This is a genomic window from Bradyrhizobium sp. 195, from assembly GCF_023101665.1.
In the GTDB taxonomy this organism is placed as follows: Bacteria; Pseudomonadota; Alphaproteobacteria; order Rhizobiales; family Xanthobacteraceae; genus Bradyrhizobium.
Genome location: NZ_CP082161.1, coordinates 5216533 through 5234704, shown reverse-complemented (window position 1 = coordinate 5234704; position 18172 = coordinate 5216533). Strand labels below are relative to the sequence as shown.

Annotated in this window: 14 protein-coding genes; 9 read left to right on the top strand and 5 right to left on the bottom strand. The window is 65.2% G+C overall.

All coding sequences use genetic code 11. From position 1 onward, the window contains the following. Positions 1 to 1200: a mandelate racemase/muconate lactonizing enzyme family protein gene (locus tag IVB26_RS24340; protein WP_247967742.1), complete on the bottom strand. Its 1200-nt coding sequence runs from the start codon at positions 1198 to 1200 to the stop codon at positions 1 to 3. Between the two features lie 180 nt (positions 1201 to 1380). Here IVB26_RS24340 and IVB26_RS24335 point away from each other — a divergent pair, with 180 nt between their 5' ends. Together IVB26_RS24335 and IVB26_RS24330 are read left to right on the top strand one after the other, a co-directional pair. Further along, complete coding sequence (locus tag IVB26_RS24335; protein ID WP_247967741.1) at positions 1381 to 2148, top strand: GntR family transcriptional regulator; 768 nt, start codon at positions 1381 to 1383, stop codon at positions 2146 to 2148. A gap of 23 nt (positions 2149 to 2171) precedes the next feature. Beyond that, positions 2172 to 3536 carry an MFS transporter gene (locus IVB26_RS24330; RefSeq protein ID WP_247967740.1) on the top strand — a complete coding sequence of 455 codons (1365 nt, stop codon included), beginning with the start codon at positions 2172 to 2174 and terminating at the stop codon, positions 3534 to 3536. A gap of 39 nt (positions 3537 to 3575) precedes the next feature. Here IVB26_RS24330 and IVB26_RS24325 read toward each other — a convergent pair whose 3' ends face one another. The 3 genes from IVB26_RS24325 to IVB26_RS24315 form a co-directional block, all read right to left on the bottom strand. Further along, complete coding sequence (locus tag IVB26_RS24325) at positions 3576 to 4826, bottom strand: arsenic transporter (RefSeq protein ID WP_247967739.1); 1251 nt, start codon at positions 4824 to 4826, stop codon at positions 3576 to 3578. A 25-nt stretch (positions 4827 to 4851) separates the two neighbouring features. After that, positions 4852 to 6126 (bottom strand): MFS transporter, encoded by a 1275-nt coding sequence (locus IVB26_RS24320; protein WP_247967738.1) that lies wholly within the window; start codon positions 6124 to 6126, stop codon positions 4852 to 4854. Between the two features lie 213 nt (positions 6127 to 6339). Next, complete coding sequence (locus IVB26_RS24315; RefSeq protein WP_247967737.1) at positions 6340 to 8817, bottom strand: hybrid sensor histidine kinase/response regulator; 2478 nt, start codon at positions 8815 to 8817, stop codon at positions 6340 to 6342. A gap of 222 nt (positions 8818 to 9039) precedes the next feature. Between IVB26_RS24315 and IVB26_RS24310 the strand changes: the two genes are divergently transcribed. The 4 genes from IVB26_RS24310 (at position 9040) to IVB26_RS24295 (ending at position 13670) form a co-directional block, all read left to right on the top strand. Further along, positions 9040 to 10131 (top strand): zinc-binding metallopeptidase family protein, encoded by a 1092-nt coding sequence (locus IVB26_RS24310; protein ID WP_247967736.1) that lies wholly within the window; start codon positions 9040 to 9042, stop codon positions 10129 to 10131. A 167-nt stretch (positions 10132 to 10298) separates the two neighbouring features. After that, positions 10299 to 12314 carry an acetyl-CoA carboxylase biotin carboxylase subunit gene (locus tag IVB26_RS24305; protein WP_247967735.1) on the top strand — a complete coding sequence of 672 codons (2016 nt, stop codon included), beginning with the start codon at positions 10299 to 10301 and terminating at the stop codon, positions 12312 to 12314. A 193-nt stretch (positions 12315 to 12507) separates the two neighbouring features. After that, entirely contained in the window at positions 12508 to 13374 is an 867-nt protein-coding gene (locus tag IVB26_RS24300) for an isocitrate lyase/PEP mutase family protein (protein ID WP_247967734.1), read from the top strand. After that, complete coding sequence (locus IVB26_RS24295) at positions 13371 to 13670, top strand: acylphosphatase (RefSeq protein WP_247967733.1); 300 nt, start codon at positions 13371 to 13373, stop codon at positions 13668 to 13670. The genes IVB26_RS24300 and IVB26_RS24295 overlap by 4 nt, the downstream gene beginning before the upstream one ends. A gap of 162 nt (positions 13671 to 13832) precedes the next feature. On the opposite strand, the gene IVB26_RS24290 is transcribed toward IVB26_RS24295, so the two are convergent. Beyond that, positions 13833 to 15353 carry a PAS domain-containing sensor histidine kinase gene (locus tag IVB26_RS24290; protein ID WP_247967732.1) on the bottom strand — a complete coding sequence of 507 codons (1521 nt, stop codon included), beginning with the start codon at positions 15351 to 15353 and terminating at the stop codon, positions 13833 to 13835. A 144-nt stretch (positions 15354 to 15497) separates the two neighbouring features. Between IVB26_RS24290 and IVB26_RS24285 the strand changes: the two genes are divergently transcribed. The 3 genes from IVB26_RS24285 to IVB26_RS24275 are packed head-to-tail and all read left to right on the top strand — an operon-like array spanning position 15498 to position 18170. Beyond that, the gene (locus tag IVB26_RS24285) at positions 15498 to 16055 is read left to right on the top strand and encodes a GbsR/MarR family transcriptional regulator (RefSeq protein ID WP_247967731.1); all 558 of its coding nucleotides are present in this window, start codon (positions 15498 to 15500) and stop codon (positions 16053 to 16055) included. Between the two features lie 16 nt (positions 16056 to 16071). Beyond that, a complete protein-coding gene (locus tag IVB26_RS24280) occupies positions 16072 to 16737 on the top strand; it encodes a DUF4166 domain-containing protein (protein WP_247967730.1) in 666 nt (221 codons plus the stop codon). After that, positions 16734 to 18170 carry a TIGR01777 family oxidoreductase gene (locus IVB26_RS24275; RefSeq protein ID WP_247967729.1) on the top strand — a complete coding sequence of 479 codons (1437 nt, stop codon included), beginning with the start codon at positions 16734 to 16736 and terminating at the stop codon, positions 18168 to 18170. Before IVB26_RS24280 ends, IVB26_RS24275 begins: the two co-directional genes overlap by 4 nt. Positions 18171 to 18172 lie beyond the last annotated feature (2 nt).

Genomic DNA, 18172 nt, shown 5'->3' with positions numbered 1-18172 from the left:
TTAAGAGTTGGAGCGGCGCACGATCAGATCGGTGCGGTCGAAGACGGCGGGCAGGAGGTCGACGCCAAGGCCGGGGCCCTCCATCGGGAAGACATAGCCGTCCTTGATCACGGGCATCGTCGTGACGAGCTCGTTGTACCAGCCTTTGTAGAAGGCGCGCACCGATTCCTGGATCAGCGTGTTGGGCTGGCTGAACGACATGTGGATGGCGGCGATGAAGCCGATCGGGCCGATGCAATCGTGCGGCGCGAAGGGGCGGTGATAGGTCTCGGCCATCGCGGCGATCTTGCGCCCTTCGGTGAGACCGCCGGTCCAGCACAGATCGGCCATCACCACGTGCATGGCGTCGCGGTCGAGCATGTCCTTGTAGGGGAAGCGCGAGCCCAGCGTCTCGCTGGCGCAGACCCAGACGTCGGTCGAGCGCGCATATTCGGCGAGCGCCTGCGGCGAGTTCATCCGGATCGGGTCCTCGTACCAGGTCGGCTTGTAGGGCTCGATCGCGCGCGCGATCTGCTTGGCGGTCGGCAGATTCCACAGCGAATGAAGCTCGACCATGATCTCCATCTTGTCACCGACCGCCTTGCGGATCTTCTCGAACGGCTCGATCGCCTGCTTCATCTGCGCGGCGGTGATGTAGAGGCCCTTGTTCTCCTGCGCCGCCGGATCGAACGGCCAGATCTTCATCGCGGAGATGCCGCTTTCCAAGAGGCTCTCGGCGAGGGCGTCGGCACGGTTCATGAAGCCGTCGAGATCCTCGTAAGGCCCCTTGTTGGCGCCGAGATTCCAGTTCGCGACCGGGCTGATATTGGTCGAGCGGACATATTGCGTGCCGGCGCAGGTGTTGTAGATGCGCTGCTTGTCGCGGCAGAGGCCGCCGAGCATCTGGTGCACCGGCTGGCCGCAGACCTTGCCGAACAGGTCCCACAGCGCGATGTCGATCGCGGAGGCCGCGCGATATTCCACGCCGGTGGATGACTGCGCCATCGGCAGGTTCAGCATGTCGCGGTGGATGGCCTCGATGTGCAGGGGATTGCGGCCGAGCAGGCGGCCGGCAAAGGTGTCGTGGATCTGCGCTTCGACCGCGCCCGCGCCATAGAAGGTCTCACCGAGCCCGATCACGCCAGCGTCGGTATGGACACGCACCCAGATGACGTTGGAGAACTCCTCGGTGCGCAGGGTTTCGATCGACGTGATCTTCACGGCAACAATCCTCCCGTCGGGTCCATAGCGCCCGCTTTGTTTGTCATTTCTGCGCCGCCATTACCGGCGGGACCTGAGGCCGTTCTACGCCCGCTTGTAATATATCACAACATGTTTTAAGGATATCACAAACAAGGCGTCGCCAAGCGAGGCGAGAACGCGGGCTGACGGGAGGACGACATGGCACGGCGCAAGCGCACGCTCGAGGTGGTGAGAAGCGATCACGACGGCGAGGGCAGGCCCTCCCGGCGCAACCGCCTCAACTTCTTCGAGCTGGCCTATCAGAAGATCGAGGAGCTCCTGGTCCATTGCGAGCTCAAGCCCGGTCAGTTCATGACCATGCTGGAATTGCAGGAGATGACCGGCTTCGGCCGTACGCCGGTGCACCACGCAGTCAATCGTCTCTCCGCCGACACGCTCATCATCATCCGTCCGCGCCACGGGCTGCACATCGCGCCGATCGATCTGGCGCGCGAACGCATGCTGCTGGCCTTGCGCCGCGACATGGAGCGCTTCGTGATCCGCCTCGCGGCCGATCGCGCCAGCCTTTCGCATCGCAATCAGGCACTGCACATCGAGCGCCTCCTGCGCGAGCGCCGCGCCAGCCTGACGCTCGACGAATTCAACAGCATCGATCGCCGCATCGACGCGCTGGTGCTGGAGGCGGCCGGCGAACCGTTCCTGGTGCACACGCTGCGGCCGCTGCACACGCTGTACCGGCGTATCGGCTACATCCACCACCGCTTCATGCCGGGGCAGGCCGATCTGTCAGGCACGATCGATCATCATCTCGCCATTCTCAACGCGGTGGCCAACCGCCGCGTCGATGACGCCGTGAAGGCGAGCGATGCGCTGATCGACTACATGGGCGAGATGTTCACGGGCATGGAGGTGGGAATCGACCCGCGCCTGCTCGATTGCAGCATCGAGCCGCTGCTCGGCGCGTAAAAATTTTGAAAAGAGGACCAGACATGTCAACGATGGCGATGCCACAACCGACCGCGAGCGAAGCCGCGGTCCGCTACCTCATCACGAACTACAGCCCCAAGGGCAACAAGGTCGGCTGGCTGATGATGGCCTCGATCCTGGTCGAAGCCTGGGACCTCTATTCGATCGCCTTCGTGCTGATCTTCATCAAGGAGCAGTACAATCCCGATCCGCTGATGCTGGGTCTGGCCGCCGCCGGCACGCAGGGCGGCGCGCTGATTGGCGCACTGCTGGGCGGCTGGCTCTCCGACAAGATCGGCCGCCGCGTCATGTTCCTGGCGACGATGGTGCTGTTCATCGTGCTGGCGCTGGCGCAGGCCTTCGTGCCTAATGTCACCTGGCTGATCGTGATCCGCTTTCTGCTCGGCATTCCGCTCGGCTCGGACATCTCGACCGGCTACACCTACATCATGGAATCCATGGCCAAAGGCGAGCGCGAGGTCATGGGCAATCGCTGGCAGTTCATGTTCGCGGTCGGCGAAGTCCTCACCATCGGCGTCATCGTGATCTTCCTGCTGATCGACATGCAGCACGAGATGCTCTGGCGCGTGACGCTCGGTCTCGGCGCGTTGCCGGCGCTGATCATTCTGATCATGCGCCACGACGTGCCTGAGACTGCCGTCTGGCTGGTGCAGAAGGGACGCTACCGGGAGGCCAAGCAGGTCGCGCGCGAGATGTTCAACGACGATCTCGCGATGCTGCCGGACCGGGACGTCGAGGTGCCGAAGGTCTCGACCCGCGCCTTCCTCGCCGACCTCAGGAAGGATCCGATCCGCTGGCGCGCCACGGTGTACGGCTGGATCGCCTGCTTCGCGCAAGCCAGCGAATTCTCGACCTTCGCGTTCTATCTGCCGGTGCTGTTCGTGATGGTCGGCGTGTCGAGCGTGCTCGGCATCAATCTGGTGACGATGGCGCTGTTCTCCTTCGCCGCCCTGTCGGGCTGGGTCGGTCCGCTGCTGACGCCGAAGATCGGCCACCGCGGCATCTCGATCGCGGGCTTCTCGATCGTGCTGGCCGCGCTGCTGGTCGCGGCCTTCGCGCTCTACACCGACAACAAGATCCTGCTGCCGTTCGCGGCCGCCGCGATGCTGTGGGGCCATTATTGGGACGCGTCAAACTGCATGACGATCCCGACCATGGTCGCCAAGCCGAAATATCGCGGCACCGCCAGCGGCTTCGCCTACATGTTCGTGAAGCTGCCGTCGTTCCTGGCGATCTTCCTGTTCCCGACGGTGTTCGCCGCGATCGGGCAGGCGAATGCCACGCTGATGGTCGCGATTTTCCCGCTGATCGGATTGCTCGCCGCGATCTTCATCCTGCCGGAAGTCTACGGCTACGAGAACGACTGACGAAGCGCGGGTCCGGTCGCGGCGTCATCGAGCGTGGGCTTAGCGGATCGCAGCCGCCAGCGCCGCGATCAGGGCCGGCGGGGTCACCAGCAGGCCGAGCTTGAGGAACGGCCAGGCGCCGACCTCGATCTTCTCCCGCCGGAGCGCGACCAGCCAGAGGATGGTGGCAAGCGATCCGGTCACCGACAGATTGGGGCCGAGGTCGACGCCGATCAGGATGGCGCTGACGACCGGGGCGGGCAAATGACCGTTGGCGGCGACCGAGCCGGCGACGAGGCCGACGGGAAGGTTGTTGGCGATATTCGTGGCGAGTGCGGTTGCAATGCCCACGCTCCAGGCCGCCTTCGGGACCGATTGGGCCACCGCCTGGTGCAGCAGCGCGCTGAGCTGCGCGATCACGCCGGTCTTGATCAGTGCTTCCACCATGACAAAGAGCCCGCCGACCAGTGGCAGCACACTCCAGGACACGCCGCGCAGCACCGGCAAGGGCGATTGCCGGCTGAGCAGCAGCACGATCGCGGCCGTCACGCCGCCGCAGATGAAGGTCGGCAGGCCCAGTTGCTTGTCCAGCGCCGACGCCGTGACCAGCACGACGCCGATCGCGACGATGCCGATGGCCGTCAGCTTGCCGCCGCGGCCGAGCTTGGGATGCGGCACGCTACGTGCGATCGTCTCCTCCTTCAGCGCGCGGTGCTGGGTCAGGCGCAGCACGATGTAGGTCAGCAGGATGGAGGCGGCCGAGGGCAGGGCGAACAGGCGCAGCCATTCGGTGAGCTCGGGCATGCGCGCGCCGAACACGACCAGATTGGCGGGGTTGGAGATCGGCAGCACGAAGCTTGCGGCATTGGCGATGAAGGCGCAGACGAACAGATAAGGCAGCGGTTTTGCGCCGGCCGCGCGCGTCGCGGCATAGACGGCCGGCGTCAGCACGATCGCGGTGGCATCGTTGGAGAGCAGCACGGTGACGAGCGTGCCGACGAGATAGATCAGCAGGAACAACCGCTGCGGCGAGCCGTCAGCATATTCCACCGCGAGCGCGGCGAGATAGTCGAACAGGCCCTCGAGCCGCGCCAGCTCGGCGATCAGCATCATGCCGATCAGGAAGAGGTAGACGTCGACGCCCTTTTCGATGCCGGTGAGCGCGTCCCGCCATGGCAGCAGGCCTGATAGCACCAGGGCGCCTGCACCGATCACGGCCCAGACCGCCTCGGGCAGGCGAAACGGACGGATGATGACGCAAGCGGTCGCGACGACGATGATGCTCCAGGCCCAGATGGCGTCAGACGGCACGGTCAGTTCTCGAAACGGGTTGGGTTCATTCGGCAGCGATAGCCGATGCCGACGCCGCTGTCTTCCCCTGTGGGCGAGGGGCGCCATGTCGTGTCTCGGGCAGCGCGAGAATGCAAATGACGGCACCGATCGCAGCGACGGCGCCGAGGCTGATGAACGCGGCGCTGTAACCCGCACCGACCACCACGGAGCCCCCTAGCGTCGTCGACAGCGCGGCACCGATGCTCTGGGCGGTGATGACGGCGCCTTGCGTGACGTTGAAGCGGCCAGTGTTGCGCATAAGGTCGGCGACGATCACCGGGAAGATTGCGCCGAAGATGCCCGCGCCGACACCGTCCAGCAACTGCACGCCGACCAGCCAGAACGGATTGTCCGAGAGCGTGTAGAGGGCGGCGCGAACAGGCAGGGTCAGCAGCGCGGCGAGAAAGAAGCGCTTGTGGCCCCAGTGGTCGGCCTTCGCACCGACCAGCATCGCGAACGGCACCATGACGATCTGGGCGGCGACGATGCAGGCCGACATCAGGCTGGTGCCCATGTTCTTGTCCTGAAGCGCCAGCTTTTGCCCGACCAGCGGCAGCATGGCCGCGTTGGACAGATGGAAGAGCAGCACGCAGATTGCAAAGACGAGCAGGGGGCGGCAGGTCAGTAGCACGGTGATGCCCGACGGCGTGTCCCGCCGCGCATCGGCGTCTGCATCATGCAGCCCGCGGGCCAGGTCGTGATCGATGGCGCGGGCAGGGATCGCGAGGATACTGAGGAGGCTCGCGATCGCCATCGCGCCGAGGAGGAAGAAGACGACAGTCGGGCCAAACCAATAGGCGGAGACACCCGCGAGCGCGGCCGCGACCGCATTGCCGGCGTGGTTGAAGGTCTCATTGCGGCCGATCCGCCGGGTGAAGGCGGCATGGCCGAAGATGCCGAGCGAGACGGCTGCGATCGCGGGCGGAAACATCACGGCAGCGGCCTGCGCGATTCCTTGCGAGATCGCGACGGGGAGGAAGCTCGGAAACAACGGCAGCGACAGCGATGCCAGCGTCACCATGATCGCAGCAATCACCATCACGAGCCGCTTCGCCCGGGTCGCATCCACGAGCGCGCCAGCCGGCGTCTGCGCCACGATGCCTGCAATGGTCGCGATCGACATCACGAGGCCGATGCGCGCCTCATCCCAGTGCTGCTCGGTGAGGAGATAGACGGCGAGATAAGGGCCGAGCCCGTCGCGAACGTCGGCAAGGAAGAAATTGGCCGCGTCCAGCGCGCGGCCGGCTCGCCTCGTCTGATCGGGATCTTGGCTCGACATCAGGTTCTCGATCGAGGCTGGAAAGCGCCGCCGCAAGAACCGATTTCAAGGCAACTTTGTTCCCCCTTAAGACTTCACATCGGCGGCAATTGCGCCGTCATTGCGAGGAGCGGAGCGACCAAGCAATCCAGACTGCTTCTGCGGAAAGATTCTGGTTTGCTTCGCTTCGCTCGCAATGACGGAGTTTGCGACAGCTTCCTGCGCCCATAACACTCACCGCGTCAGCGACAGCTTCTCCGTGATCGCCTTGCGCAGAATCCGCGACAGCGACTCCACCGAATACGGCTTCTGGATCAGCTCGAACCCGCGATGGGCGTTTTCGGCGAGCACGTTGCTGTAGCCGGAGGTGAGCACCACCGGCAGGCCCGGATAGCGCTCGCGGATGATGCCGGCGAGCTCGACGCCGTTCATGCCGGGCATGATGACGTCGGAGAACACGAGGTCGACCGCGAATTCGTTCTCGCCGAGAATCGCCAGCGCCGCGCTGGCGTTGGCGACGCGGCGGACGACATAGCCGAGATCTTCCAGAAGCTCGGTCGAGAACTGGCCGACATCGTCATTGTCCTCGACCACGAGCACGCGATAGCCGCGCCCGGTGGTCGCAGCCTCATGGGTCAGCGCCGCGGCTTCCTTCTCGGCGGCGGGGCTGTGCGCCTGCGGCAGATAGATGGTGAAGGTCGCGCCTTTGCCTTGCGTGCTCGTCACCGCGATGTCGCCCTCGGACTGCTTTGCGAATCCGAAGGCCTGGCTGAGACCGAGACCGGTGCCCTTGCCGACCTCCTTGGTGGTGAAGAACGGCTCGAAGATCGAATCGAGATGATCCGGCGCGATGCCACTGCCGGTATCAGTGACCGAGATCGCGACATAGTCGCCGCCGCGCGCCCATTGCGCGCGCAGGCTCGGAATGCCAGAGACCTTGCGCACGGCGATGGTGAGGCGGCCTTCGCCGTCCATGGCGTCGCGTGCGTTGATGGCGAGGTTGATCAGCGCGGTCTCGAACTGGGCGATGTCGGCGACGGTGAAGCAGTCGGCATCGTCGATCTCGACGACGATCTCGATGCGGCCGCCGACCAGCGGCCGGATCAGCTGCGCGACGCCCTCGACCTGGCTGCCGACGTTGAAGATCTGGGGTTTCAGCGGCTGCCGGCGCGCGAACGCCAGAAGTTGAGCGGTCAGCTTGGAGGCGCGCTCGACCGTCTCCGAGATGGCGTCGACATAGCGGCGGCGGCGCTCTTCAGGCAGCTCGCGCCGGCGCAGGAAGTCGGTGGCCGAGCGGATGATGGTGAGGAGATTGTTGAAATCGTGCGCGACGCCGCCGGTGAGCTGGCCGATCGCCTCCATCTTCTGCGACTGCCGCAATGCTTCCTCGCCGCGGCGGCGCTCGGTGATGTCGACGGCCTCGGGCACGGCGCCGGTGATGTTGCCGTGGCGGTCGAGCACGGGGCGCATGCCGAAGTCGAAATCGCGCTCGCCGACGGGAAGGCGCAGCCGCATCTCAAGCCGCACAGCTTCGCCCTTGAGCACGGTGTGGAAGGCGTCCTGCACCTGCGCGCTCATGCCCTCCGTCGCGCTGAACCAGGGCGTCTCCCACAACGGCTTTCCGATCACGTCTGCAGAGCTCGCCTTGATGCCGTCGAGTGCGGTTCTGTTGGCGTAGAGCAGTTCGCCCTTGAGATTGACCAGGCCTTGGTACTGGTTGCTGGTTTCCAGGATCGCGCGCAGCCGCGCCTCGTTGAATTCGAGCTCGGCGGTGCGCTCGGCGATGCGTTCTTCCAGCGTCTCGTTGAGCCGCCTGAGCTCGATCTCGGCCTGCTTGGCGACGGTGATGTCGTGGGCAACGCCGATGAAGCCGATATGCTTGCCGGTCGGGTCCCAGCGTGGCTGCGATTCCGAGCGTAGCCAGCGCCATTCGCCGCTGGCGTTCTTGTAACGCGCTTCCAGCACGAAGGGTTTGAGTGACGCTTCGCCTTGCACGGATTGCTGGAGCACGTGCGGCAGGTCGTCCGGATGCAGCACCTTGCGCCAGTCGAAGTCGATGGCCTGATCATAGGGCAGGCCGACGAAGTCGACATAGGCCTGGTTGGCGAAGGACCGCTTGCGATCGAGCTTGGTCACCCAGATCGGCACCGGCGCGCTGTCGGCGATCAGCCGGAAGCGATCCTCGCTCTCGCGCAGGGTCTCGCGCGCGAGCATCTGGCCGGTGATGTCGATATGGGCGCCGACGAGGCGGATGGCGCGGCCATCCTTGTCGCGCTCGATCTTGGCGACGACTCGGATCCAGCGGGTCTCGCCGTCATTGGGGCGGATGATCCGGTATTCGGCGGTGTAGTCTTCGCTCGTGCCGGCGAGAGCCTCGAAGAAATGCTGGACCGTCGCTTCCCGATCCTCAGGATGGAGGCGATTGACCCAATCCTCATGTGACTCGTCGGCGGCCTCGAGCGGCAGGCCATGAATCATCAGATATTCGGGCGAGCGGCGGTTCTTGAAGCCTTCGCGAAAGTCGACCTCGACGCCGCCGACCTTGCCGATGCGCTGGACGCGTGCGAGCTCGGCCTCGCGCTCCTGGAGCGCGCGGTAGGCGTTGTCACGCTCGCGCGCGACGTCTTCGAGGTGCTGGCGCAGCCTTTCGGCGGCGATGGTTTCGGGCAAGGGATCGTTCAAGGCATCGGCCGTTGTCATGCGGTTGCGCACGTGCCGGACCGATATTCACACAGACGGAGCGTGATGGCCATTGTTTAGAGGAAATAGACTGTCTGGAAAGGCCGGCGGCGAGCCGGAGCATGCGGAAAGTGCAGTCAGGCAACCCCGGGTCTGGCATTTTGTTCCTGAAGTTGGAACGATGCAGCTGCGGATGCGTCTTCGCGAGGCGCCACAACGCTCGTTCGTCAGACTCCTTTCCGAAGAGGCTAAATCTTGAAGCTCTTTGTCTGCCAGGCCTGCGGCAACGTCCTCTATTTCGAGAACCGTGCCTGCGAACGCTGCGGTCATCGGGTCGCCTTCCTCCCCGAGAAGGAGACGATGTCGGCGATCGAGCCCGACGGAGAGGCCTGGCGGACACTGGCGGGCAAGGGCGAAAGCCGGATGCTGTGCCGGAATGCCGAGTACGATTCCTGCAACTGGCTGACGGATCCAGGTGAGGGCAACGGCTATTGCCGCGCCTGCCGCCACAACGGCATCGTACCGGATTTGTCCGACCCCGCCCAACTTGCCGGCTGGCGCGAACTGGAGGTGGCGAAGCACCGTCTGTTCTATTCCCTGATCCGCTGGAAGCTGCCGCTTAAGACCCGGCAGGACGACCCCGAGCATGGTCTGATCTTCAATTTCCTCGCCGACGATCCGAACAGCGGAGAGAAGATCATGACCGGCCACGACAACGGCCTGATCACGATTGCGCTCACCGAGGCCGATACCATCGAGCGCGAGCGGCGCAGGCTCGAGATGGGCGAGCCGTACCGTACGCTGCTCGGGCATTTCCGCCACGAGGTCGGCCACTATTTCTGGGACGTGCTGGTGCAGGGCGGCGGCAAGCTCGATGAATGCCGCGCCGTATTCGGTGATGATTCCGCCGATTACGGCCAGGCCTTGCAGCGCCACTATGCCGAAGGCCCGCCGCCGGACTGGCAGCAGAATTACGTTTCGGCTTATGCCACGACCCATCCCTGGGAAGACTTCGCCGAGACCTGGGCGCACTATCTCCACATCGTGGATGCTCTGGAGATGGCCGGCGAGTTCGGCATGGAGGTGCGCCCCAAGGTCGACCGCGACGGGGAGTTGACGGCGCGCATCCGCTTCAACCCCTACGAGGCAAGGGACGTCGAGGCGCTGGTTGGCGCATGGCTGCCCTTCACCTTCGCCATGAACAGCGTCAACCGCGCCATGGGCCTGCGCGACCTCTATCCCTTCATCCTGTCGCCCGCGGTGGTCGGCAAGCTCGGCTTCATTCACGGCCTGGTCCGGGACGTGGCCAAGGCCAGGAAGGTCCGGGACGCCGCAGGACGTCCCTAGGGGCTTGCCGAGCCCGTTTCAGTCTTGCGCTGGTACGCCAGAGCGGGCCGGATTTAGACCGTTGCCTCCGGCCCATTTTGATGTACGACGGGAGCCACACGGCCCGTCCCCCATAGGCCCCAACGGCCAGGGAAGGGTCCCGCCCAAGGTCGAGACTCAAAAAAAGCATGTTCAAACGCATCCTGATCGCCAATCGCGGCGAAATCGCCTGCCGGGTCATCAAGACCGCTCGCCGCATGGGAATTCAGACGGTTGCGGTCTATTCCGAAGCCGATCGCGACGCCCTCCATGTCGAGATGGCCGACGAGGCCGTGCTGATCGGCCCGCCCGCAGCGGCTGAGAGCTATCTGGTGATCGAGAAGATCGTCGAGGCCTGCCGCAAGACGGGCGCTGAGGCCGTGCATCCCGGTTACGGCTTCCTGTCCGAGCGCGAGGCGTTTCCGCGCGCGCTGGAAGCCGCCGGCATCGTCTTCATCGGTCCCAACCCCGGCGCGATCGCTGCGATGGGCGACAAGATCGAGTCGAAGAAGGCGGCCGCCAAGGCCAAGGTCTCGACCGTGCCCGGCTATCTCGGCGTCATCGAGGATGACAGGCACGCGGTCAGGATCGCCGACGAGATCGGTTATCCCGTGATGATCAAGGCTTCCGCCGGCGGCGGCGGCAAGGGCATGCGCATCGCGCATTCGACGGCCGAGGTCGCGGAAGGTTTCAACCTCGCCAAGGCCGAGGCCAAGGCCTCGTTCGGCGACGACCGCGTCTTCGTCGAGAAGTTCATCGTCGATCCCCGCCACATCGAGATTCAGGTGCTCGGCGACAAGCATGGCAACGTCATCTATCTCGGCGAGCGCGAATGCTCGATCCAGCGCCGCAACCAGAAGGTCATCGAGGAGGCGCCATCGCCGCTGCTCGACGAGGCCACCCGTCGCCAGATGGGCGAGCAGGCGGTCGCGCTGGCGAAAGCCGTGAATTACGACTCCGCCGGCACCGTCGAGTTCGTCGCAGGACAAGACAAGAGCTTCTATTTCCTGGAGATGAACACGCGCCTCCAGGTCGAGCATCCCGTCACCGAGCTCGTCACCGGCATCGACCTCGTGGAGCAGATGATCCGCGTTGCCGCCGGCGAGAAGCTCGCGCTGGCGCAGAAGGACGTCACGCTCACGGGCTGGGCGGTGGAATCGCGCCTCTATGCCGAGGATCCGTTCCGCAACTTCCTGCCCTCGATCGGGCGTCTGGTAAAATATCGTCCGCCGGCGGAAGCCAGCCAGGACGGCATCACAATCCGCAACGACACCGGCGTGCAGGAGGGCGGCGAGATCTCGATCCATTACGATCCGATGATCGCCAAGCTGGTCACGCATGCGCCCTCGCGCGCGGCTGCGATCGAGGCGCAGGCCACCGCGCTGGATTCGTTCTATGTCGACGGTATCAGGCACAACATCCCGTTCCTGTCGGCGCTGATGCATCATCCGCGTTGGCGCGAGGGCCGGCTCTCGACCGGATTCATCGCCGAGGAATTCCCCAAGGGCTTTGCGGTGCGCGTGCCCGAAGGCGAGGTCGCGCGGCGGATCGCCGCGGTCGGCGCCGCCATCGATCACGTGCTCGGGGAGCGCAAGCGACAGATCTCGGGCCAGATGGGCGGCCGCATCGTGCAGCGCGAGCGCCGCCGCGCGGTCTGGCTCGACCGACAAGAGATCCAGCTCGAGGTCGGCCGCGAGGGCGAGGCGATCGCGGTGCGTTTCGTCGATGCCGCCGGCAAGGCCGGCAATGCGCATCTGTTGCAATCGCCGTGGAAGCCCGGCGATCCGGTCTGGCAGGGCACCATCGACGGCCATTTCGTCGCGGTGCAGACGCGGCCGATTCCCAATGGCATTCGTCTGGCGCATCAGGGCGTCGAGGTGCCGGTCTATGTCTGGACCGAAGCCGAAGCTGCGTCCGCGCGCTTGATGCCGGTGACGACCGCCTCCGACAGCGGCAAGAAGCTGCTGTGCCCGATGCCCGGCCTCGTGGTCTCGATCGCGGTCACCGAGGGACAGGAAGTCAAGGCCGGCGAGACGCTCGCGGTGGTCGAAGCCATGAAGATGCAGAACGTGCTTCGCGCCGAGCAGGACGGCACCGTGAAGAAAGTCCACGCCAGCGCCGGCGCGACGCTTGCGGTGGACGCGCTGATTTTGGAGTTTGCGTAAAGATGTGAGTGGGGCGGGCGGTCCGTCCCCCAACCACCGTCATTGCGAGGAGCCCGCGACAAAATTGCGGAGCAATTTTGCGCTGGCGACGAAGCAATCCAGTCTGTCTCCGCGGACGCATTCCTGGATTGCTTCGCTTCGCTCGCAATGACGGAGTATGCTGTGGCCTCCGTGACCTAACCGAGACAGCACCATGGCCTTTCGTTCCCGCCGCGAGAAACTGCGCTCCGTCCTGTCGGGCGCAACCTGTGTCCATCCCGGCTCGGTGTACGACGCCATCTCGATCCGTATCGCCGAGGACCTCGACTTTCCGCTCGGCATGTTCGGCGGTTCGGTCGCCTCGCTCGCGGTGCTTGGCGACCCCGACATTACCCTGATCACGCTCACCGAGCTCGCCGAGCAGATGCGGCGGATGTCGCGCGCCTCCGCGCTGCCGGTGCTGGTCGATGCCGATCACGGCTATGGCAATGCGCTCAACGTGCGCCGCACCGTGCAGGAGCTGGAGGCGGCGGGCGCCGCCGGTCTCACCATCGAGGACACGCGGCTGCCGGCCGCTTTTGGCGAGGCGAAGACGCAGCTGATCTCGCTCGAGGAGGGCGTCGGCAAGATGAAGGCCGCGCTCGGCGGCCGCAGCGATGGCTCGCTGGTCATCATGGGCCGCACGGGAGCTGCTTCGATCACCTCGATCGAGGACGCGATCCGCCGCGCCTGGGCATATGAAGCCGCCGGGGTCGATGCGCTGTTCTTCACCGGCATCAAGTCGCGCGCCGAGCTCGAGGCGGTTACCGCTGCGACGCGCCTGCCGATCGTGCTCGGCGGGGCGCCGGAGGACTTGAACGGGCTCGATTACCTCGCCAGTCAGCGCGTACGCATCGCGCTCCAGGGACATGCGCCGATCGCAGCCGCGACGCAGGCGGTTTACGAGACGCTGAGAGCGCTACGCGAAGGCGCGCCGCCGAAAAGCCTCAAGGGGCTCGCATCGTCGGAGCTGACGGCCCGCGTCATGCGCGAGGCCGATGTCAAGGCGCGCAGTGCCGACGTCCTCGGATTGAAAAAATGAGCCGGGCTATTCTCCAGGTAATGATCCGCGGGCGCGTGCAGGGCGTTGGCTACCGGGCCTGGGTCGAGCACCAGGCGATAACGAGCGGCCTCGAAGGCTGGGTCCGCAACCGCCGCGACGGCGGCGTGGAAGCGCTGTTCGCCGGCCCGCCAAATCACGTCGCCGACATGGTCGCGCTCTGCCGCCACGGCCCGCCATCCTCGCGCGTCGACAGTCTCACCAGCGAGACCGCCGGTGCCGATGAGCTGAATTTGCGCAGGGCAGGGGAAGCGTTTTCGGTGCTGCCGACGGTGTAGGTGCTGTCTGTGCGCCGGCCGCGGGCAAATGCCGAGCAGCTAAGTTGGTCTCGTAGGGTGGGCAAAGGCGCCTTCCGTGCCCACCATGACTTTCGCGATCGTGATGAGATGGTGGGCACGCTCCGCTTTGCCCACCCTACGCGTGTTCACCTCTTGAGAACCTCACCTTGGCAGCTTGGCGATCGCCTCGCTGAGCTCGTGGATCTCATACGGCTTGCGCAGGATCGGGAAATCCCCGCGCACGCCGGCGGCGACCTCGCTGTAGCCGGTGGCGAGCAGGATCGGCAGGCCGGGCCGGATCTGGCGGAGATGATGGGCGAGGGTGAGGCCGTCCATCTTGCCGGGCATGACGATGTCCGAGAACACGAAGTCGACGCCGTTGTTCTCGATCTCGCGCAGCGCAGCTTCGGCATCGGCGACCCGGCGCACATGGTAGCCGAGCTGCTCCAGCAGGCCGATGCTGACGATGGCGACGTCCGGATTGTCCTCCACCAGCAACACCGTGCCGCTGCCTTGGAACGCCGGCTCCCCGGCCGTGTCGGACGATGGCACGTCTTCTCCGCGCGGCAGGAGGATGGTGAAGGTCGTGCCCTTGCTGAGTTCGCTTGCGACGCTCACCGTGCCGCCGGCCTGGTGCGCGAAGCCGTGCACCTGAGACAGGCCAAGGCCCGTGCCCTTTCCGATCGGCTTGGTCGTGAAGAACGGCTCGAAGATCTTGTCGAGAACGTCACCGGGAATGCCGAGCCCGGTATCGGTGACGTCGATCGCGACGAAATCGCCGGCGAGGGTTGTCTCGTCCAGCACGACATTGCGCGCGCTGATCGTCACCGTGCCGCCGTCGGGCATTGCGTCGCGGGCATTGATGACGAGGTTGAGCAGCGCGGTCTCGAGTTCGGAGACGTCGGCCTTGATCGGCCAGACCTCGCGGTCGATGTGGAAGGCCAGGCGCACGGAGCTGCCGACGCCGGCATCGAGCACCTCGCGAATCGCCGTGATGCGTTCGGCGAAATCGATCGCCTGCGGATTGACGCTCTGCCGCCGCGCGAAGGTGAGGAGCTGGTTGGTCAGCGCCGCGCCGCGCTTGGTGGCGGTCTCGATGGCCGAGATCGCACGCTGGAGCTTGGCCGCGTCGTCGGCCCCTCGCTTCAGCATGTGGAGGCTGCCGCTGATGATCATCAGGAGGTTGTTGAAGTCGTGGGCGACCCCGCCGGTGAGTTGTCCGAGCGCGTCGAACTTCTGGGACTCGGCGAGCTGCTTCTGCATCGCCTCGAGCTTGATCTGGGTATTGCGGCGTTCGGTGATGTCGCGCGTGATCTTCGCGAATCCGACCAGTTCGCCGTCCTCGTAGATCGGATCGATCACGACACTGGCCCAGAAGAAGGTGCCGTCCCTGCGGACGCGCCAGCCTTCCTCCTCGTAGCGGCCCTTTTCCCTGGCGATGCCGAGCGCACGGGTCGGCTTGCCGTTGGCGCGGTCAGTTTCGGTGTAGAAGCGGGAGAAATGCTGGCCGAGGATCTCCTCGGGTGAATAGCCCTTGATGCGCTCGCCGCCGATGTTCCAGCTGGTGATGATTCCGTTGGGATCGAGCATGTAGAGCGCGTAGTCCGCAACTCCCTCAACCAACAGCCGGAAACTGCGTTCGCTCTCGAACAAGTCTCTCTGTTGACTGAACTTTTTTACCATTCCCGGACCCTGCGTCGACCGGAGCAAACGCCACAGATGGCGGATGGTTCCCTGAACTTGGGACATTTTTAGGCAGATATCCCCGCGTCGTATACGGATCCACGCACGCTTGACAGGGGAACGGTATCGTCAGATATTTCTGTCATGACAGAAATAACCGGAAAGAAGAAACTCCCAGCCGCCGTCGAGCGCTTCATCCTGCATTGGGGCGATATGGGGGACGAGTGGGGCGTCAATCGCTCGGTCAGCCAGATCCACGGGCTGCTCTACCTCGCCGAAGCGCCGATGACGGCCGAGGACATTGCCGACACGCTCGGCATGGCGCGCTCCAACGTCTCGAACTCGCTGAAGGAGCTGCTCGCCTGGAACTTGATCCGGCGGGTGCCGATCCTCGGCGACCGGCGCGATCATTACGAGGCCGAGACCGACATCTGGGAGGTCGCGGCGAGAATCGCGGCGCGGCGCAAGGAGCGGGAGCTCGATCCGGCGATCGCGGCGCTCAGGGCCTGTGTGTCCGATGCCGCCGAGGATCCGACCGTCAATCCGGTCGCGAGCAAGCGGCTGAAGGAGATGCTCGCCTTCACCGAGCTCGCCGACCACTGGTTCATGCAAATGCTGAAGGTGCCGAGGCCGCGGCTGGTCGCCTTGATGCGGCTTGGCGAGAAGATCGCCAACCTGCTGCCGCTGGGCAAGGCCAAATAGCCTCGAGGAGGATACGATGACGTCGGCAAGATTATCGGGCTGCAACGCATCGACCTCCGCTCATACCAGACTGCTCGACGATCGCCGGTTCCGCGCGCTGCTATCGGACGAGGATTGGGGCCGCCTCCCGCTCGCGACCTGGCGGCGCTTCTCCAAGCGCGTCGCCGATGGCGACAGCGTCGTCTATGTCGGAACCGTCGACGAGATCGGCTTCAGCAACATTGGCTGGTGGGTCGCACAGGCCGCACGCATGATCGGCCGGCCGCTGCCGACCGGCCGTGACACCGGCGTGCCGATGATCGTGACTGTTACCGAGGACGCCGCAACTGATGGTCAGACCTGGACGCGCATCTGCGCGCGCAAGCGCGGCTTCCCCCAGGTGATCCATTCCGCCAAGCGTTTTGCCGGTCCGACCGGGCTCGAAGAATATGTCGGCTTCGGCGTTTCGATGGCGCTCCGCATCGCGGTCGAGGACCAGGCGCTGACCTTTCGCAGCGCTGGTTACGGCCTCCAGCTCAGACGCCTCTGGATCCCGCTGCCGCAATGGCTGACGCCGGGCGATCTCACGGTGACGCACCGCGACCTCGGCGAGGGCGCGTTCCGCTTCACCCTCGATGTCATTCATCCGCGTTACGGCGCGCTGATCCACCAGTCCGCCACCTTCAGGGAGGCCGTGTCATGACACAGCTGTTGTGGACGCTCATCGCCATCCAGATCGTGATGGGCGTGTTCGACACCTTCTACCATCACGAATTCACCGAACGTCTGGCCTGGCGGGTGTCGCAGCGCTTTGAGCTGAAGCTGCACGGCATCCGCAACATGCTCTATGCGCTGCTGTTCCTGCTGCTCGGCTGGCTCGAGGTCTATGGCGTGCTGGCGCTCTTGATCGTCGCGGTGCTGATGGCCGAGATCGTGATCACGCTGATGGATTTCGTCGAGGAGGACCTGAGCCGAAAACTGCCGCCGAGCGAGCGCATCAATCACACGCTGCTCGCGATCAATTACGGCGCCATCCTGGTGCTGCTGCTGCCGGTGCTGATCGACTGGGCGATGCAGCCGTTCGGCGTGACCGTGGTGTATCAGGGCCTGCTCAGCATGGCCGCGACCGCCTGCGCGGTCGGCGCGGCGCTCTGCGGCGTCAGGGACTTTGCCGCGATGCGCCGGCTCGGCCGCATGCGAAGCGTGCCCGCACACGGGCTCGTCGAAAAACTCCCCGCCCGCAAGACCGTGCTGATATCAGGCGCCACCGGCTTCATCGGCAGCCGCCTTGCGGCGGGCCTCAGCGGGGCAGGGCATCACGTCATCGCGCTGATCCGCAATCCCGCCAAGGCCGAGATGCTGCCGCCGCCGGTGACGCTGATCACCAGCCTCGATCAACTCGCCGCGGACAGGAAGATCGACGCCATCGTCAATCTCGCGGGCGAGCCGATCGGCAACGGCCTGTGGACCGAAGCGAAGCGCGCGAAGATCATCGGCTCGCGCATCGACATGACCGGCGAAATCGTCAAGCTGATCGCGCGGCTCGACCACAAGCCCGAGGTGCTCGTCAGCGGCTCCGCGATCGGCTGGTACGGATTGTGGGCCGACCAGGTGCTGACGGAATCGGCGAGGTCGCATGCTTGCTTCAGCCACGAGCTGTGCGCGGCCTGGGAGCAGGCGGCGCGGCCGGCGGAAGAGCTCGGCGTCCGCGTGGTTTACTTGCGCATCGGCCTCGTGCTCGGCACCGAAGGCGGTTTTGTCACGCGCATGCTGACGCCGTTCGAGTTCGGGCTCGGCGGCCCGCTCGGTACCGGGCGGCAGTGGATGTCCTGGATCGAGCGCGACGATCTGATCCGGCTGATCGCCTATGTGATGGCGACGCCCGATCTCGCCGGCCCCGTCAACGCCACCGCGCCGATCCCCGTCACCAACGCAAAGTTCACCGAGGAACTCGGCCGCCGCCTGCATCGGCCGGCGGTGTTCCGCATTCCCGGCGGCTTGCTGCGCCGGATCGGCGGCGGCTTTGCCGACGAGCTTTTGCTGGGCGGTCAGCGCGTGCTGCCGAACAAGGCGCTCAGCCGCGGCTTTGTGTTCCGGCACGAGACGTTGCGCAGCGCGTTCGAGGCGATCTTGTGAGA

What these genes read in the sequence shown, in the direction of transcription:
- IVB26_RS24275 (WP_247967729.1), top strand. Translation starts at nt 16,734, where the DNA reads ATGACACAGCTGTTGTGGACGCTCATCGCCATCCAGATCGTGATGGGC.
- IVB26_RS24290 (WP_247967732.1), bottom strand. Translation starts at nt 15,353, where the DNA reads ATGGTAAAAAAGTTCAGTCAACAGAGAGACTTGTTCGAGAGCGAACGC.
- IVB26_RS24300 (WP_247967734.1), top strand. Translation starts at nt 12,508, where the DNA reads ATGGCCTTTCGTTCCCGCCGCGAGAAACTGCGCTCCGTCCTGTCGGGC.
- IVB26_RS24330 (WP_247967740.1), top strand. Translation starts at nt 2,172, where the DNA reads ATGTCAACGATGGCGATGCCACAACCGACCGCGAGCGAAGCCGCGGTC.
- IVB26_RS24305 (WP_247967735.1), top strand. Translation starts at nt 10,299, where the DNA reads ATGTTCAAACGCATCCTGATCGCCAATCGCGGCGAAATCGCCTGCCGG.
- IVB26_RS24280 (WP_247967730.1), top strand. Translation starts at nt 16,072, where the DNA reads ATGACGTCGGCAAGATTATCGGGCTGCAACGCATCGACCTCCGCTCAT.
- IVB26_RS24295 (WP_247967733.1), top strand. Translation starts at nt 13,371, where the DNA reads ATGAGCCGGGCTATTCTCCAGGTAATGATCCGCGGGCGCGTGCAGGGC.
- IVB26_RS24335 (WP_247967741.1), top strand. Translation starts at nt 1,381, where the DNA reads ATGGCACGGCGCAAGCGCACGCTCGAGGTGGTGAGAAGCGATCACGAC.
- IVB26_RS24320 (WP_247967738.1), bottom strand. Translation starts at nt 6,126, where the DNA reads ATGTCGAGCCAAGATCCCGATCAGACGAGGCGAGCCGGCCGCGCGCTG.
- IVB26_RS24285 (WP_247967731.1), top strand. Translation starts at nt 15,498, where the DNA reads ATGACAGAAATAACCGGAAAGAAGAAACTCCCAGCCGCCGTCGAGCGC.